Annotated in this window: 14 protein-coding genes; 11 read left to right on the top strand and 3 right to left on the bottom strand. The window is 70.2% G+C overall.

Features of this window, described 5'->3' with window-relative positions:
• The first annotated feature begins 1 nt into the window (after nt 1).
• Complete coding sequence (recG, locus tag K0H49_RS09110) at nt 2–2131, top strand: ATP-dependent DNA helicase RecG (RefSeq protein WP_219211334.1); 2130 nt, start codon at nt 2–4, stop codon at nt 2129–2131.
• A gap of 6 nt (nt 2132–2137) precedes the next feature.
• On the opposite strand, the gene serB is transcribed toward recG, so the two are convergent.
• Together serB and K0H49_RS09100 are read right to left on the bottom strand one after the other, a co-directional pair.
• Nucleotides 2138–2830: a phosphoserine phosphatase SerB gene (gene serB, locus K0H49_RS09105; RefSeq protein ID WP_219211331.1), complete on the bottom strand. Its 693-nt coding sequence runs from the start codon at nt 2828–2830 to the stop codon at nt 2138–2140.
• A complete protein-coding gene (locus K0H49_RS09100; RefSeq protein ID WP_219211328.1) occupies nt 2827–3723 on the bottom strand; it encodes a LysR substrate-binding domain-containing protein in 897 nt (298 codons plus the stop codon). The genes serB and K0H49_RS09100 overlap by 4 nt, the downstream gene beginning before the upstream one ends.
• A 211-nt stretch (nt 3724–3934) precedes the next feature.
• Between K0H49_RS09100 and K0H49_RS09095 the strand changes: the two genes are divergently transcribed.
• From K0H49_RS09095 to K0H49_RS09080, 4 genes are read left to right on the top strand one after another with little or no spacing between them, the layout of a single operon-like run.
• Nucleotides 3935–5032 carry an ABC transporter ATP-binding protein gene (locus K0H49_RS09095; RefSeq protein WP_219211327.1) on the top strand — a complete coding sequence of 366 codons (1098 nt, stop codon included), beginning with the start codon at nt 3935–3937 and terminating at the stop codon, nt 5030–5032.
• Between the two features lie 14 nt (nt 5033–5046).
• Entirely contained in the window at nt 5047–6693 is a 1647-nt protein-coding gene (locus tag K0H49_RS09090; RefSeq protein WP_219211325.1) for an ABC transporter permease, read from the top strand.
• A gap of 19 nt (nt 6694–6712) precedes the next feature.
• A complete protein-coding gene (locus K0H49_RS09085) occupies nt 6713–7693 on the top strand; it encodes an ABC transporter substrate-binding protein (RefSeq protein ID WP_219211323.1) in 981 nt (326 codons plus the stop codon).
• 43 nt (nt 7694–7736) lie between these two features.
• The gene (locus K0H49_RS09080) at nt 7737–8192 is read left to right on the top strand and encodes a GNAT family N-acetyltransferase (protein WP_219211320.1); all 456 of its coding nucleotides are present in this window, start codon (nt 7737–7739) and stop codon (nt 8190–8192) included.
• A gap of 9 nt (nt 8193–8201) precedes the next feature.
• Here the strand turns inward: K0H49_RS09080 and K0H49_RS09075 are convergent, their stop codons facing one another.
• Nucleotides 8202–8906 carry a GntR family transcriptional regulator gene (locus tag K0H49_RS09075; protein ID WP_374122324.1) on the bottom strand — a complete coding sequence of 235 codons (705 nt, stop codon included), beginning with the start codon at nt 8904–8906 and terminating at the stop codon, nt 8202–8204.
• 302 nt (nt 8907–9208) lie between these two features.
• Here K0H49_RS09075 and K0H49_RS09070 point away from each other — a divergent pair, with 302 nt between their 5' ends.
• Genes K0H49_RS09070 through K0H49_RS09045 form a run of 6 tightly spaced genes read left to right on the top strand, consistent with a single transcriptional unit; the run spans nt 9209 to nt 15701 of the window.
• Complete coding sequence (locus K0H49_RS09070; RefSeq protein WP_219211317.1) at nt 9209–9946, top strand: DUF969 domain-containing protein; 738 nt, start codon at nt 9209–9211, stop codon at nt 9944–9946.
• 2 nt (nt 9947–9948) lie between these two features.
• On the top strand, nt 9949–10905 hold the full coding sequence (locus tag K0H49_RS09065) for a DUF979 domain-containing protein (protein WP_219211308.1): 957 nt from the start codon (nt 9949–9951) through the stop codon (nt 10903–10905).
• 10 nt (nt 10906–10915) lie between these two features.
• On the top strand, nt 10916–11587 hold the full coding sequence (pcp, locus tag K0H49_RS09060; protein ID WP_219211305.1) for a pyroglutamyl-peptidase I: 672 nt from the start codon (nt 10916–10918) through the stop codon (nt 11585–11587).
• A 45-nt stretch (nt 11588–11632) separates the two neighbouring features.
• Nucleotides 11633–12397 carry a LamB/YcsF family protein gene (locus tag K0H49_RS09055; RefSeq protein ID WP_219211302.1) on the top strand — a complete coding sequence of 255 codons (765 nt, stop codon included), beginning with the start codon at nt 11633–11635 and terminating at the stop codon, nt 12395–12397.
• Nucleotides 12398–12399: 2 nt separating this feature from the next.
• A complete protein-coding gene (locus K0H49_RS09050) occupies nt 12400–13962 on the top strand; it encodes a 5-oxoprolinase subunit B/C family protein (protein ID WP_219213159.1) in 1563 nt (520 codons plus the stop codon).
• An 11-nt stretch (nt 13963–13973) separates the two neighbouring features.
• Nucleotides 13974–15701, top strand: a complete 1728-nt coding sequence (locus K0H49_RS09045; RefSeq protein WP_219211300.1) for an acetyl/propionyl/methylcrotonyl-CoA carboxylase subunit alpha — start codon at nt 13974–13976, stop codon at nt 15699–15701.
• Nucleotides 15702–15723: the final 22 nt, after the last annotated feature.

The following is a 15723-nucleotide window of genomic DNA, read 5'->3' as shown; positions in this document are numbered from 1 at the left end:
CGTGCCCGCCAAGAAAGTTCCATCCCCCGCCACCGCCGCAAGCGCGCCTGCGCCTGCGCCCGCAGGTCCGCCCGGCACCGGTCTGAGCCTGGTGCAGCGTGCCTTGCGCAAGCTCGGCCTGGTGCGTGACATCGACTTCGCGCTCTACCTGCCGATGCGCTACGAGGACGAGACGCGCATTGTGCGCATCGCCGACCTGCGCGAGGGCGACCTCGGCCAGTTCGAGGCCGTCGTGACCGAGAGCGAGGTGAGCTACAGGCCGCGCCGCCAGCTGGTGGTGACGGTCGACGATGGCAGCGACACCTGCCAGCTGCGCTTTTTCAACTTCTATCCCTCGCAGCAGAAGCAGCTCGCGGTCGGCGCCAGGGTGCGCGTGCGCGGCGAGATGCGCGGCGGCTTCATCGGGCGACAGATGCTGCATCCCACGATCAAGGCCGCGGGCACCGCGCTGCCCAACGCGCTCACACCCGTCTACCCGACCGTGGCCGGCCTCGCGCAGCCGGTGTTGCGACGCGAGGTGCGTTCGGGCCTGGCCCGCGCGGTGCTCGACGAGACCATTCCGGTGCAGATCGGCCTGCGCGGCGCCTGGGACCTGCGCGCCTCGCTGAGCTTCCTGCACTACCCGACGCCCGACGTGTCGATGGCCGCGCTCGAGGACCACAGCCACCCGGCCTGGCAGCGCATCAAGGCCGAGGAACTGCTGGCGCAGCAGCTCTCGCAGATGCAGGCCCGGCTGGAGCGCGCGGCGCAGCGCGCGCCGAGGCTCCCTTCTTCGCCCGAACCATTGGCGAGTTCGCTGCATGCGCAGCTGCTCGCGGTGCTGCCCTTTGGCCTGACCGGCGCCCAGCAGCGCGTGGGCCAGGAGATCACGCACGACCTCGGCCGCGAGATCCCGATGCACCGGCTGCTGCAGGGCGACGTGGGCTCGGGCAAGACCGTGGTGGCCGCGCTGGCGGCGGCGCGCGCGATCGACGCGGGCTTCCAGTGCGCGCTGATGGCGCCCACCGAGATCCTCGCGGCCCAGCACTTCGGCAAGCTGGTGGGCTGGCTCGATCCGCTGCTGGCCGCGCGCGGCCTGCGCGTGGCCTGGCTCACGGGCAGCCAGAAGAAGAAGGAACGCGACCAGATGTCGGCCGCCGTCGAGAGCGGCGAGGCCGCGCTGGTGATCGGCACCCATGCCGTGATCTCGGAGAAGGTGCGCTTCAAGAACCTCGCGCTCGCGCTGATCGACGAGCAGCACCGCTTCGGCGTGGCGCAGCGGCTTGCGCTGCGCGGCAAGGCCGGCGGCGAGCTCGAGCCCCACCTGCTGATGATGAGCGCCACGCCCATCCCGCGCACCCTGGCGATGAGCTATTACGCCGACCTCGACGTCTCCACGCTCGACGAACTGCCGCCGGGCCGCACGCCCATCGTGACCAAGCTGGTGGCCGAGCATCGGCGCGACGAGGTCATCGACCGCATCCAGTCGCAGATTTCGCAGGGCCGGCAGGTCTACTGGGTCTGTCCGCTGATCGAGGAGAGCGAGGCGGTCGACTTGCGCAACGCCACCGAGACGCGCGACGAGCTGGCCGGCACGCTGGGCGACGCCGTCCAGGTCGGCCTGCTGCATTCGCGCATGCCCACGGCCGAGAAGGCGGCGGTGATGGCGGCGTTCACCGCCAACGAGATCCAGGTGCTGGTGAGCACCACCGTGATCGAGGTGGGGGTCGACGTGCCCAACGCTTCGCTGATGGTGATCGAGCATGCCGAGCGCTTCGGCCTGTCGCAGCTGCACCAGCTGCGCGGCCGCGTGGGGCGCGGCGCCGCGGCTTCGGCCTGCGTGCTGCTCTACGCGCCGGGCGACAGCGGCCGCGTGGGCGAGACCGCGCGCGCGCGGCTCAAGGCCATGGCCGAGACCAGCGACGGCTTCGAGATCGCGCGGCGCGACCTCGAGATCCGCGGGCCGGGCGAATTCCTCGGCGCGCGCCAGTCGGGTGCGCCGCTGCTGCGCTTCGCCGACCTCACGACCGACGTGCTGCTGCTCGACTGGGCGCGCGAACTGGCGCCGGTGATGCTCGAGAAGCACCCTGAACTGGCGCAACGCCACATCGACCGATGGCTGGGGACCAAGGCCGAATACCTGAAAGCCTGAGCGAACTCAGTCGGTGTGTTCGAACAGATCGAGCAGCCGGTCGAGTCCGCCTTCGTCGATGCGCACCATGGCCTGGGCGCGCACCGCGGGCTTGGCGTGGTAGGCCACCGACAGCCCAGCCGCGCCCAGCATCGGCAGGTCGTTGGCGCCGTCGCCCACGGCGATGGCCTGGGCCGGCGCGATGCCCAGCGCGCGGCAGCATTCGAGCAGCTTGTCTTTCTTGGCCTCGCCGTCGCAGACCTCGCCCCAGGGCTGGGCCAGCATGCGGCCGGTGAGCTTTCCGTCCTCGATCTCGAGCACGTTGGAGCGCGTGTCGTCGAGCTTCAGCCGGTCGCGCAGGCGATCGGTGAAGAAGGTGAAGCCGCCGCTCAGCAGGATCACCCGCAGGCCGGCGCGCTGGCAGGTGGCGATCAGGGTCTCGGCGCCGGGGTTCAGGCGCAGGCGGTCGTAGACGGCCTGCAGGGCCGACAGCGGCAGGCCGCGCAACAGGGCCACGCGCTCGCGCAGACTCGTCTTGTAGTCGGCGATCTCGCCGCGCATCGCGGCCTCGGTGAGGGCCGCGACCTCGGCGCCGCAGCCCGCGATCTCGGCCAGCGCGTCGACCGTCTCGATATCGATCAGCGTCGAGTCCATGTCGAAGGCGATCAGCCGGAAGTCCGACAGGCGCAGCGTGGCGGGGAGGGGCGTGCGGAGGTTCATGGCGCGGTCCAGTGTTGCGTGCTCAGCCAGTCGACGAACTGCCTCGACAGTGCGGCCGTCGGTCCCTCGCTGCGGTACAGCGCGTAGACGCCGGAGGCCGGCAGGCGCGGTTCGGGGAACACCAGGCGCAGCCGGTCGGCCTGGATGTCTTCCTGCAGCAGGCACCAGGGCGCGAGCGCCAGGCCGAGGTCGTTCATGGCGGCCTGCATGCAGAGGAAATGGTGGTCGAACACCGGGCCCGGCAACTGGGCCGGCACGCGCACGCCGGCCAGCTCGAACCAGCGCGGCCAGTTCTCCTGGCTGCCGGCCGCCTGCAGCAGCGGGTGGCCCAGGCAGTCGGCCACGCCCGCGATGCGATGGCGTTCGATGAAGCGCGGCGAGGCCACGGGCACCAGGTGGTCGTCGAGGCAGCGCACGCAGGTGTGGTCGGGGCGCTGCATGGGCATGCGGCGCACCAGTACGTCGCTGCCGGACTCGGCCTGGTCGAAGAACTGGCGCCCCAGCGTCGACAGCTGCACGTCGGCCTGCGGCGCCAGCGCCTGGAAGCCGGCCAGGCGCGGGATCAGCCACTTCATGGCCAGCGAGGGCGTGGTGCACACGCGCAGGGTGCTGCGCTGGTGGGGCGACTTCAGCGCGGCGGTGGCGCTGGCGATGCGGTCCAGGCTGGCCTGCACCTCGTTGAAGTAGTCGCGCGCATGCGGCAGCAGGCTCGCGCCGCGGGCTTCGCGCGCGAACAGCGGCTGACCCAGGTAGTCCTCCAGCAGGCGGATCTGCTGGCTGACGGCACTGTGGGTGATGCTGAGTTCGTCGGCGGCCGCGGTGAAGTTGGCATGGCGCGCCGCCGCCTCGAAGGCGCGCAGCGCCTTCAACGGGGGCAGGCGTCGGGTCACCACCGGCGTGCCTTGGCGGACGGGCTGCTCTTCCTCATGCGTTCGATGCGTTTTCTTGTGTTCTGGGGTTGCTTGCCGCCTTCGGCGGGGGCTCGGCGCGCATCGTAGACCGGGAAGCCTGCAGAAAAACTAACCGCCGGCCCCAAAAAATACGGCTGGTGGCGGGGCCGGGGCGCCCCTAGCATCGCGCCTTCTTCCACCCTGAACAAGAGACATGGCTTCCATCACCATCGACAACGTCGTGAAGCAGTTCGCCAACCAGACGGTGCTGCAGAACCTGTCGCTGCATGTGCCGGATGGCGCCTTCTACACCCTGCTGGGCCCGAGCGGCTGCGGCAAGACGACCTTGCTGCGCTGCATCGCGGGCTTCAACGAACCCGATGGCGGCCGCATCCTGTTCGACCAGGACGACGTGACGCGCGTGTCGACCCACCACCGCGACATCGGCATGGTGTTCCAGGACTACGCGCTGTTCCCCGACAAGACCGCCTTCGACAACCTGGCCTACGGGCTGCGTGCGCGCAAGGTGCCCAAGGCCGAGATCACGCGCCGCGTCAACGAGGCGCTGGACAAGGTGAGCCTGCTGCCGCTGGCCGACCGCTACCCGGCGCAGATGAGCGGCGGCCAGCGGCAGCGCGTGGCGCTGGCCCGCGCGCTGGTGATCCGCCCGCGCGTGCTGCTGATGGACGAGCCGCTGTCGAACCTCGACGCCAAGATGCGGCTGCAGATGCGCGACGTGATCCTCGACCTGGTGCGCGAGGCCGGCATCACCACCGTCTTCGTCACCCACGACCAGGAGGAGGCGCTGGCGATGTCGGACCGCATCGCCATCATGGACCGCGGCAGCATCGCGCAACTGGGCACGCCCGAGGAGCTCTACGGCACGCCGGTCAACGCCTACGTGGCGGACTTCATCGGCTCGGCCAACGTGATTCCCGTGGCGGCCGAGCGCGTGGGCGCGTTGCCCGCGGGCGACGCGCCGCCGCACGTGCGCTACCGCCTGTGCGGCCAGCAGCTCGACGGCGTCCAGGGCAGCCCCACGCTGGGCGCGCAAGGCACGCTGATCGCGCGCCCCGAGGCGCTGTCGCTGATGGCGCCCGCGCCCCATGTGCCCAACGCGATCGCGGGCGTGGTGCTGCGGCGCCAGTACCTGGGCTTCAAGACCGCCTACCGCATCCGGCTGCACGACGACTCGGAGATCCGGGTCGAGCTGCACGCGGGCAACATGGTGGCCGACTTCCAGGCCGGTGACGCGGTGCAGGTGCTGGTGCCGGCCGACAGCCGGGTCGTCAGCCGCGCGCTCGGCGCCTGATCGGGACGCACGCCATGAAAATCAAATGGTGGCCCTGGGGCTTCCTGACCCTGCTGAGCCTGGTCCTGCTGCTGTTCTTCGTGTTCTATCCCTTGGGCACGCTGTTCGTGAACAGCGTGCGCGACGAGTCGGGCGCGTTTTCGCTGGCCGGCTTCGTCACGCTGCTCGAAGACAGCGAGTACCTGCAGGCCTTCCGCAACACGCTGGTGCTGGGCGTGTCGGTCACGGCCTGCACGGTGGCGGTGGGCGTGCCCTTCGCCTACATGGTTGCGCGCTACGACTTCCCGCTGAAGAACCTGGTGGCGGTGCTGCCGATCATGACCATCGTGATCCCCGAGATCATCGTGGGCCAGTCGTGGCTGCTGCTGCTGGGCAACAACGGGCTGGTGACCAACCTGTTCGCGGGCATCGGCATCGAACTGCCGACCTTCTACGGCTGGACCGGCATGGTCTTCTCCATGACGCTGGTCTACTACACCTACATCTACCTGGGCGTGCTGGCCGCATTGCGCGGCTTCGACGGCCAGCTGGAGGAAGCCGGCCTGAGCCTGGGCACCTCGCCCTTCGTGACCAAGCTGCGCGTGCTGGTGCCGGTGATCCTGCCGGCGGTGCTGGTCAACGCGCTGGTGGTGTTCACGCTGGTGGTCGGAAACTTCGCGCTCTCGGTGGTGCTGGGCAGCCGCGTGCCGCTGCTCTCGGTCATGACCTACAACGCCTTCGTCGGCGAGATGGGCGGCAGTCCGGCGCTGCAGAGCGCGATGTCGGTGATCTCCATCGGCATCGTGGCGGTGGTGCTGTTCTTCCAGAAGCGCGTGGTCGAGCGCAAGGTCTACACCATGACGCAGGGCCGCGCACCGGCCGTGCTGCGTGTGCGCTCGGGCGCGGCGCTCTTCTACACGCTCAGCGTGGGCGTGATCATCGTGCTGTCGATGCTGCCGCTGCTGATCGTCTTCGTGGGCGCGTTCACCGAGACCAGCGGGCCGGTGATGCGCTGGGGCCAGTGGTCGCTGTCGAGCCTGGAGCGCGCGCTGCGCGGCGCCCCCGAGCCGATCTTCAACTCGCTCAAGTTCGCCTCGATGGCGACGGTGACGGGCGTGGCCTTCGCGGTGCTGGTGAGCTACCTGACGATCAAGAAGCGCAATCCCTTCACCCAGCTGCTGGACTACATCGTGGTGCTGCCGCTGACCATCTCCGGCACGGTGCTGGGCATCGCGCTCGTGCAGACCTTCAACACCGGCTGGCTGGTGCTCGCGGGCTCGTCGGGGATCATGGTGCTGTGCTACACGGTGCGCCGGCTGCCCTTCGCGGTGCGCAACGCCTCGTCGACGCTGTTCAACATCCCGGACTCGATCGAGGAGGCCTCGATCAGCCTGGGCGTGTCGCCGCTGATGACCTTCTTCAAGGTGCTGCTGCCGGCGATGCAGGCCTCGATCATCTCGGCCGCCATCCTGATGTGGGTGACGACGATCTCGGAGCTGTCCGCTTCCATCGTGGTCTACACGGGCGGCCTCGAGACCATGCCCATCGCCATCTTCCGCCAGGTCGACGGCGGCCGGCTGGGCCTGGCCTCGGCTTACGGCGCGGCGCTGGTCAGCGTGATCCTGTTGCCCATCGTCGTGTCGATCAAGGTCTTCCGCATCAATCTCTTTTCCAGCAAATAACTCAACCTGCGAGGTTTTCATGTCCTTCAAGTCCCTGGCGAAATACGCGATCGCGGCCCTGGCCCTCACGGTGGGTGCTGCGAATGCGCAGACCGTGGTGCTCTATTCGTCCAACAACACCGAGACCGTCGAGACCGCGCTGGGCGTGGTCAAGAAGAAGACGCCTGCGCTGACGGTGCAGCAGGTCACGGGCGGCACCGGCACGCTGATGAAGCGCATCCAGGCCGAGGCCAAGAGCCCGCGCGGCGACGTGCTCTGGAGCGGCGGCTTCGGCACGCTGGGCGCCTACAAGGACCTGATGGCGCCCTACAAGTCGCCCGAGCTGGCGGCCGTGCCCGCGATCTTCCGCGGCCCGAACGACCTGTGGGTCGGCACCAACGTGCACGTGATGGTGATGATGGTCAACGAGCGCCAGCTCAAGGGCCTGCCCGCGCCCAAGACCTGGTCGGACCTGATGCGTCCCGAGTGGAAGGGCAAGTTCGCCATCACCGACCCGAGCAAGAGCGCCACGGCCTACATGCTGGTCTACGGCCTGCTCAAGCAGTTCGGCCGCGACGGCCTCGACAAGCTGGCGGCCAACGCGGTCGTCACCGCCTCCTCGGGCAGCACCTACAAGGGCGTGGCCGCGGGCGAGTACCCGGTGGGCCTGACCATCGAGTACGCGGCGCAGGAGTATGTGGCCGGCGGCCAGAAGGAAATCAAGCTGGTCTATCCCACCGAGGGCAGCTACCTCGCGCCCGAAGGCATGTTCATCGTCAAGGGCGCGAAGAACATGGATGCGGCCGTCGCGCTCTACAACGGCCTGCTGAGCAAGGAGACGCAGCAGGAACTGCTGGTCAAGAACTTCCGCCGCCCGGTGCGCACCGACATCCCGGTGTCCAAGCTGACCTCGCTGCCCGACCTGGGCGCGATCAAGATCTTCCCGCTCGACCAGGAAGCGGCCTCGGCCGAGTACGAGCAGCTGGTGGCGCTGTGGAACCTGGCGGTGAAGGGGCGCTGAGCGATGGGGGCATGATCGGCCTTCCACCGACGCCACACGCCCCATGACCGCTCTCCAGATCCGCCCGGCCGTGCAGGCGGACCTCCCCGCCATCGCCGCGCTGCTGGCCGACGACGTGCTCGGCGCCCAGCGCGAGCGCCCGGGCGATGCCTCGCTCTACGACACCGCCTGGCGCCAGATCTCAGCGCAGCCGGGCAACGACATCTGGGTGGCGGTGCTGCCCGAGGGCGTGGTCGGCTGCCTGCAGCTGATCGTGATCCCGGGGCTGGCCCGCCAGGGCGCGCTGCGGGCGCAGATCGAGGGCGTGCGCGTGGCCTCCACCCACCGCGGGCAGGAGATCGGCGAGCGACTGTTCGCCCACGCCATCGGGACCGCGCGCGCGGCGGGCTGCCGGCTGGTGCAGCTCACGACCGACAAGCGCCGCACCGACGCGCACCGCTTCTATGCGCGGCTGGGCTTCGAGGCCACGCACGAAGGCATGAAGCTCGAGCTGGACTGAAGCGACGGATCAGCCGTCGATGCCGCTCTCGGGCATCTGCCGCGCGTACACCGCGAGCACGATGCGCTCGGAGTGGATCAGGTAGTCGTTGAGCGCCGCCGCGCCCTCGGCGAACTTGCCGGCCTCGATGAGCTCGAGCAGCTTGGTGTTCATGTCCACGTAGGGCGCGTGCAGGAATTCCGGATCTTTCAGCAGGCCGAAGGCCAGCCGCAGCTCGACCAGGATGTGCGCGAAGAGCACGTTCAGCCGCTCGCTGTCGGCCAGTTCCACGATGCCCTGGTGGAACTCCATGTTGGCCGTGCCCACGCCCAGCCAGTCGCCGGCGTCGCGGCAGCGCAGGGCCATTTCGACCGCCTCGCGCATGTGCTTCTTGGCCGGGTGCCGCGGATAGGCCTGCGCCAGCGCCTGGCACTCGATGAGCCGGCGCACGCGGTAGATGTCGATGATCGACGCGATGCTCGGCACCGCCACGAACACGCCGCGGTTCGGCGCGTGCTTGAGCAGCCCCTCCTTGGTCAGTGTGCGGAACACCTCGCGCAGGGTGTTGCGCGAGATCTCGAAGCTGTCGGCCAGCGCGGCCTCCGACAGCCGCTGCCCGGGCGAGAACTCGCCCTTCACGATCTGCTGGCGGATGCGTTCGGCCACCCGGTCGTTCAGCGTCTGGGTGCCGGCGGCGGGCGCCGCAGGGGAGGTCGGGGAAGCCATTGAAGTCATGCCGGGAGTCGAAGGAAGAGAAGGGTGCGCAGCGGGACCCGCGAGTTTGCAGCACTTTCAGCCCCCCGGAACGTGGCCTTTCGATCCGGCCGGGCGATGCACCAAAGGCGGAAGAACTCAGGGTTTTCCTGGGGCATCTTGGGCACTGTTGTTGGGCACACTCCATGGAATTGTTCAACAATCTTATATAAATGAGTGAATCAAAGAAATTTGATTGCTCATTCATTGGCACGAGGTTTGCATCAACCGAGTGGCCGGCGCTCCCGCGCCAGGTGTCGCTGAATCCAAAACGAAAGACCAACATGACCCCTGACATCCCTCACCTGTGGCCGCTGATCGGCGTGGCCGTGATCATTGCGGGCTTCATCCTGCGCTTCAATCCGATGCTGGTGGTGATCGTCACGGCCATCGTGACGGCGGCCGCCGCGGGCTTCGGCCCGATGGCCATCCTCACGGCCATCGGCACCGGCTTCATCAAGACCCGCAACCTGCCGCTGATCATTCTTCTGCCGCTGGCGGTGATCGGCCTGCTCGAGCGCCACGGCCTGCGCCAGCACGCGCAGAACTGGATCAGCAGCATCAAGTCGGCCACCGCCGGGCGCCTGCTGATCGTCTATCTGGCGGCGCGCGAACTCACCGCCGCCATCGGCCTCACCAGCCTTGGCGGCCACCCGCAGATGGTGCGACCGCTGCTCGCGCCGATGGCCGAGGGCGCCACCGAGACCCGCTACGGCAAGCTGCCCGACCGCCTGCGCCACAAGCTGCGCGCCTATGCCGCGGCCACCGACAACGTGGGCCTGTTCTTCGGCGAGGACATCTTCGTGGCCTTCGGCGCGATCGTGCTGATGAGCACCTTCCTGCATGAGGCCGGCATCGACGTGGAGCCGCTGCACATCGCGCTGTGGGGCATCCCGACCGCGATCGCCGCCTTCGTCATCCATTCATGGCGTCTGCGCCGCCTCGACCAGTCGATCGCACGCGAGATGGCGAGCGAGCCGCAACCGGTGGTGCCCGCCGTCGCCATGCCGGAGGGCCGCTGATCATGATTCTCTCGATCCAGCATCTCTACATCCTGGTCGGCCTGATCCTCGCGGTCACGGCCATCATGACGCTGACCGACAGGCAGCACCCCAAGCGCTACACCAGCGGCCTGTTCTGGGCGCTCTATGCCCTCGTGTTCCTGATCGGCGACAAGCTGCCGCCGGCCGTGGTCGGCGTCGGCGCCATCGCGATGGCCGTGATCGCCGGCCTGCGCGGCGTCGGCGCGGGCAAGCACCGCGAACCCACGCCGGCCCAATACAAGGCCAGCGCCGCGCGCCTGGGCAACAAGCTGTTCATGCCGGCACTGGCGATCCCGCTGGTCACCGTGATCGGCACGGTGCTGATGAGCAAGGTGAAGATCGGCGACGCCTTCCTGCTCGACCCCAAGAACACCACGCTGGTGAGCCTGGGCGTGGGCTGCGTCATCGCGTTGGCGCTGGCCTGCTGGCTGACGCGCGAGACGCCGGTGCAGGGCCTGCGCGAGTCGCGCCGCCTGACCGACGCGCTGGGATGGGCCGTGGTGCTGCCGCAGATGCTCGGCATGCTGGGCCTGGTGTTCTCCGACGCGGGCGTGGGCAAGGCCGTGGCGCACATCACCACCAGCTACATCAACATGGACATCCGCTTCGTGGCGGTGGTGGTGTATGTGTTGGGCATGGCGCTGTTCACCATCATCATGGGCAACGGCTTCGCGGCCTTCCCGGTGATGACCGGCGGCGTGGGCGTGCCGGTGCTGGTGGGCGTGTACCACGGCGACCCGGCCGTGATGGCGGCCATCGGCATGTTCTCGGGCTACTGCGGCACGCTGATGACGCCGATGGCCGCCAACTTCAACATCGTGCCGGCCGCGCTGCTGGAGCTGCCCGACAAGAACGCGGTGATCAAGGTGCAGATACCGACCGCGGCGGCCTTGCTGGTGGTCAACATCTTCCTGCTCTACTTCCTGATGTTCCGCTGAGGTGCCGCCCATGACCCCGGTTGCCACGCCACCCCGCGTGCTCGTCGCGGGCTTCGAGCCCTTCGAGAACGATCCCGTCAACCCGGCCTGGGAGATCGCCCGCGCGCTCGACGGCTGGGCCTGCGAGGGCGCGGTGGTGCAGGCACTGCAGCTGCCTTGCGTGTTCGGCCGCGCGATCGACACGCTCGACTCGGCGCTGGCCGGCCCCGCGCCGACCCTGGTGCTGTGCCTCGGCGCGGCCGGCGGGCGCACCGAGATCTCGCTCGAGCGCGCGGCGCTGAACGTCGACGATGCGCGCATCCCCGACAACGCGGGCCAGCAGCCGATCGACGTCGAGGTGGTGGCCGGCGGACCGGCCGCCTACTTCTCGACCTTGCCGATCAAGGCCATGGTGCGCGACATGCGCGCCGCAGGCCTGCCGGCCGCGGTGTCCAACACCGCCGGCACCTTCGTCTGCAACCACATCTTCTATGCGCTGATGCACCGGCTAGCGACGCAGCCCGCGCTCGCGCACACGCGCGGCGGCTTCGTGCATGTGCCCTACCTGCCCGAGCAGGCCGCGTCCAGGCCGGGCGTGGCGAGCATGGCGCTGGCCACCCAGGTCGAGGCCTTCCGCGTGGCGATCCGCACCGCACTCACGGTGCGCAACGACGTGCGCGAGACCGCCGGCCGTCTGCATTGATTCCCTGAGGTACGCGTCGTGCGTGCCGGAGAAAAAGAGAACACGATGAACATCGACCTGAACAGTGACCTGGGCGAGAGCCTGGGTGTGTGGCGCATGGGCGACGACGCCGCCATGCTGTCGCTGGTGAGCAGCGCCAACGTGGCCTGCGGCTTCCATGCCGGCGACCCCGCCGGCATCCTGCGCACACTGCGCGAGGCCAAGGCGCGCGGCGTCGCGGTCGGCGCGCACGTGGCCTACCGCGACCTCGTGGGCTTCGGTCGCCGCAACATGGACGTGGACAGCGCCGACCTGCGCGCCGACGTGATCTACCAGATCGGCGCGTTGAAGGGCCTGGCCGCCGCGGCCGGCACCACCGTGCGCTACGTGAAGCCGCACGGCGCGCTCTACAACACCATCGCCCACGACGAGCGCCAGGCGCGCGACGTGATCGCCGCCCTCCGCGAAGCCGACCCCACGCTGTGCCTGGTGGCGCTCGCGGGCTCGCCGCTGCTGGGCTGGGCGCGCGGCGAAGGCCTGCGCGCCGTGGCCGAGGCCTTCGCCGACCGGGCCTACACGCCGCAGGGCACGCTGGTGTCGCGGCGCGAACCCGGCGCAGTGCTGCACGACGCCGACGAAGTGGCCGAACGCATGCTGCGCCTGGTCACCGAGGGCGTGGTCACGGCCATCGACGGCAGCACGGTGCGCATCGAGGCCGAGTCGGTCTGCGTGCACGGCGACAGCCCGGGTGCGGTCGAGATGGCGCGCCAGGTGCGCGCGCGGCTCGCGCAGGCGGGCGTGACGATCCGATCCTTCGTGGACGCGACATGACGATGCGCTTCCTGCCGGTCAACCTGAACGCGCTGCTGGTCGAGCTGGACGACCTGCCGCAGACGCTGGCGCTGCTGGCCTCGCTGCGCGCCGAACCCATCGCGGGCATCGAGGAGCTGGTGCCCGCGGCGCGCACGCTGCTGGTCAGCTTCCGGCCGGCGGCGATCGCGGCCGACGAGCTCCGGCGGCGCATCGGCCAGCGCCGGCTCGACGCCCGCGAGACGCGCGTCGACAAGCGCATCGAGATCCCGGTGCGCTACGACGGCGAGGACCTCGCCGAAGTCGCCGCGCTGCTGGGCACCACGCCCGAGGACGTGGTGCGCCGCCACACCGGCAGCGACTACACCGTGGCCTTCACCGGCTTCGCGCCCGGCTTCGCCTACCTCTCGGGCGGCGATCCGAGCCTGGACGTGCCGCGCCGCCAGGTGCCGCGCACGCGCATCCCGGCCGGCGCGGTCGGCCTGGCGGGCCGCTTCAGCGGCGTCTATCCGCAGGCCAGCCCGGGCGGCTGGCAGATCCTCGGCATCACCGATGCGCCGATGTGGGACCTGTCGCGCGCGCAGCCGGCCCTGCTGCAGCCGGGCGACACGGTGCGCTTCGTGGATGTCACGGCGCAGCCGCGCGCGGCGACTGTGGCCGTGGCCGCCGCGCCTGCCCGCCCTGTGGCGTCGAAGGGCAACGCCCTCGAGGTCCGCGCCGCCGGCCTGCAAACCCTGCTGCAGGATCGCGGCCGCCATGGCCAGGCCGGGCAGGGCGTGTCCGCGTCGGGCGCCATGGACCAGCGCTCGCTGCAGGCCGCCAACCGGCTGGTGGGCAATGCATCGGACGCAGCCTGCCTGGAGATCGCCTATGGCGGCTTCCAGCTCGCGTGCCACGGCGATGCGGTGATCGCCATCACCGGTGCCGAGGGCCCCGTCACGCTGACGCGTGCCGACGGTGGCAGCGGGCCGCTGCCGCGCTGGCAGCCGATCGCCCTGGCCGACGGCGACGTGCTCGCGCTGGGCGAGCCGCGCGCCGGCATCCGCTGCTACCTGGCCGTGCGCGGCGGCTTCGACCTGGTGCCGGTGCTCGGCAGCCTCTCGACCGACACGCTGGCGCGCATCGGCCCGCCGGCCGTGGCCGCGGGCGATCGGCTGCCGGTGCGCGCGGTGGCCGCGGGTGCGCTGGTCGGCGCCCCCGAGGCACCGCCCGCCGATCTGCCCAAGGTGCAGGAAGAGGTCGTGCTCGACATCGTGCTGGGCCCGCGCACCGACTGGTTCACGCCCGACGCGGTCGCGCTGCTGTGCAGCCAGTCATGGGCCGTCACGCCGCAGTCGAACCGGGTCGGCATCCGGCTCGCGGGCGAGGTGCCGCTGGCACGCGCCAACCACGCCGAGCTGCCCAGCGAGGGCACGGCCTACGGCGCGCTCCAGGTACCGCCCAGCGGCCAGCCGGTGCTGTTCCTGGCCGACCACCCGCTGACCGGCGGCTATCCCGTGATCGCCTGTGTCGCCACCCACCACCTCGATCGCGCGGGCCAGATCCCGGTGAACGCGCGCATCCGCTTCAATCCGATCGCCTCCTGAGAGCCCTCCAGATGAAAAAACTCCTGATCGCCAACCGCGGCGAAATCGCGGTGCGCATCGTGCGCGCCTGTGTCGACCACGGCGTCCAGTCGGTCGCGGTCTACGCCGATGCCGACCTGAACGCGATGCATGCGCGCATGGCCGACGAGGCCTACGGGCTCGAGGGTGACAAGCCCGCCGACACCTACCTGAACATCGCCAAGCTGCTGGCGGTCGCGAAGCGCAGCGGTGCCGATGCGGTGCATCCGGGCTACGGCTTCCTGTCGGAAAGCGCGGCCTTCGCGCAGGCCGTGATCGACGCCGGCCTGACCTGGGTCGGCCCCTCGCCGGCCGCGATCGCGATGCTGGGCGACAAGGTGCAGGCGCGCAAGCTCGCGCTCCAGGTCGGCGCGCCGCTGGTGGCGGGCACGGCCGACCCGGTGACGAGTGCCGCCGAGGTGCTGGCCTTCGCCGAGCAGCACGGCCTGCCGGTCGCGATCAAGGCGGCCTTCGGCGGCGGCGGGCGTGGCATCAAGGTGGCCTGGCGGCTCGACGAGGTCGAGGGCCTCTACGAGTCGGCGGTGCGCGAGGCCGTGACGGCCTTCGGCCGCGGCGAGTGCTACGTCGAGCAGTTCCTCGACCGCCCACGCCATGTCGAGGCCCAGGTGCTGGCCGACATGCACGGCCACGTGGTGGTGGTCGGCACGCGCGACTGCTCGCTGCAGCGGCGCAACCAGAAGCTGGTGGAGGAGGCGCCCGCGCCCTTCCTGAGCGACGAACAGCGCGCGCGCATCCATCAGTCGGCGCGCGACATCTGCGCCGCGGCCGGCTACACCGGCGCGGGCACGGTCGAGTTCATGCTGAGCGCGAGCGGTGCGATCTCCTTCCTCGAGGTCAACACACGGCTGCAGGTCGAGCATCCGGTGACCGAGGAAACCACGGGCATCGACCTGGTGATCGAGCAGCTGCGCATCGCCGACGGCCTGCCGCTGTCGATCACCGAGACGCCGGTGCCGCGCGGCCATGCCTTCGAGTTCCGCATCAACGCGGAAGACGTGGGCCGCGGCTTCCTGCCCTCGCCAGGCCCGGTCAAGGTCTTCGATGCGCCCTCGGGTCCGGGCGTGCGCGTGGACACCGGCGTCGATGCCGGCTCGCAGGTGCCGGGCAGCTTCGACTCGCTGATGGCCAAGTTGATCGTCAGCGGCGCCACGCGCGAACAGGCCATTGCGCGCGCCCGCCGTGCGCTCAAGGAATTCCGCATCGAGGGCCTGCCTACGGTGCTGCCTTTCCACCGCGCGGCGATGGTGCATCCGGACTTCGTGTCGGCCGACGCCTTCAAGGTGCACACGCGCTGGATCGAGACCGACTTCGCCAACGGCGAGGCCGCGGCCGTGCGCCCCGACCCGCTGCCCGACACCGCGCTGCTGCGCACCGCGATCGAGGTGGACGGCCGGCGCCTGGCGCTCGGCCTGCCGGCGGTGCTGCTGAGCGGCCTGGCCGCGGTGGCGGGCGGGCCGGGCATCGCGCCGGCCGAGGCGCGCGTGGCCGACGCCGCGGCGCTGGCCGCGCCGGTGTCGGGCACGCTGCAGGGCTGGAAGGTGGCCGACGGCGAGACGGTGGCGCAGGGCGCGATCGTGGCCGTGATGGAGGCGATGAAGATGGAGATGCAGGTGGTCGCGCACCGCGCCGGGCGCATCGCCTTCGCGGCCGCGGCGGGGGGCTACGTGGCGGCGGGCGCGGTGCTCGCGACCATCGGCTGAGCGGCTGGCGAAGGGTTCGCGG

Source organism: Variovorax boronicumulans, from assembly GCF_019352895.1.
GTDB classification, from domain to species: domain Bacteria; phylum Pseudomonadota; class Gammaproteobacteria; order Burkholderiales; family Burkholderiaceae_C; genus Variovorax; species Variovorax boronicumulans_A.
Note: the sequence above shows the minus strand (reverse complement) of the source record. Positions and strands in the feature narration are given on the sequence as shown.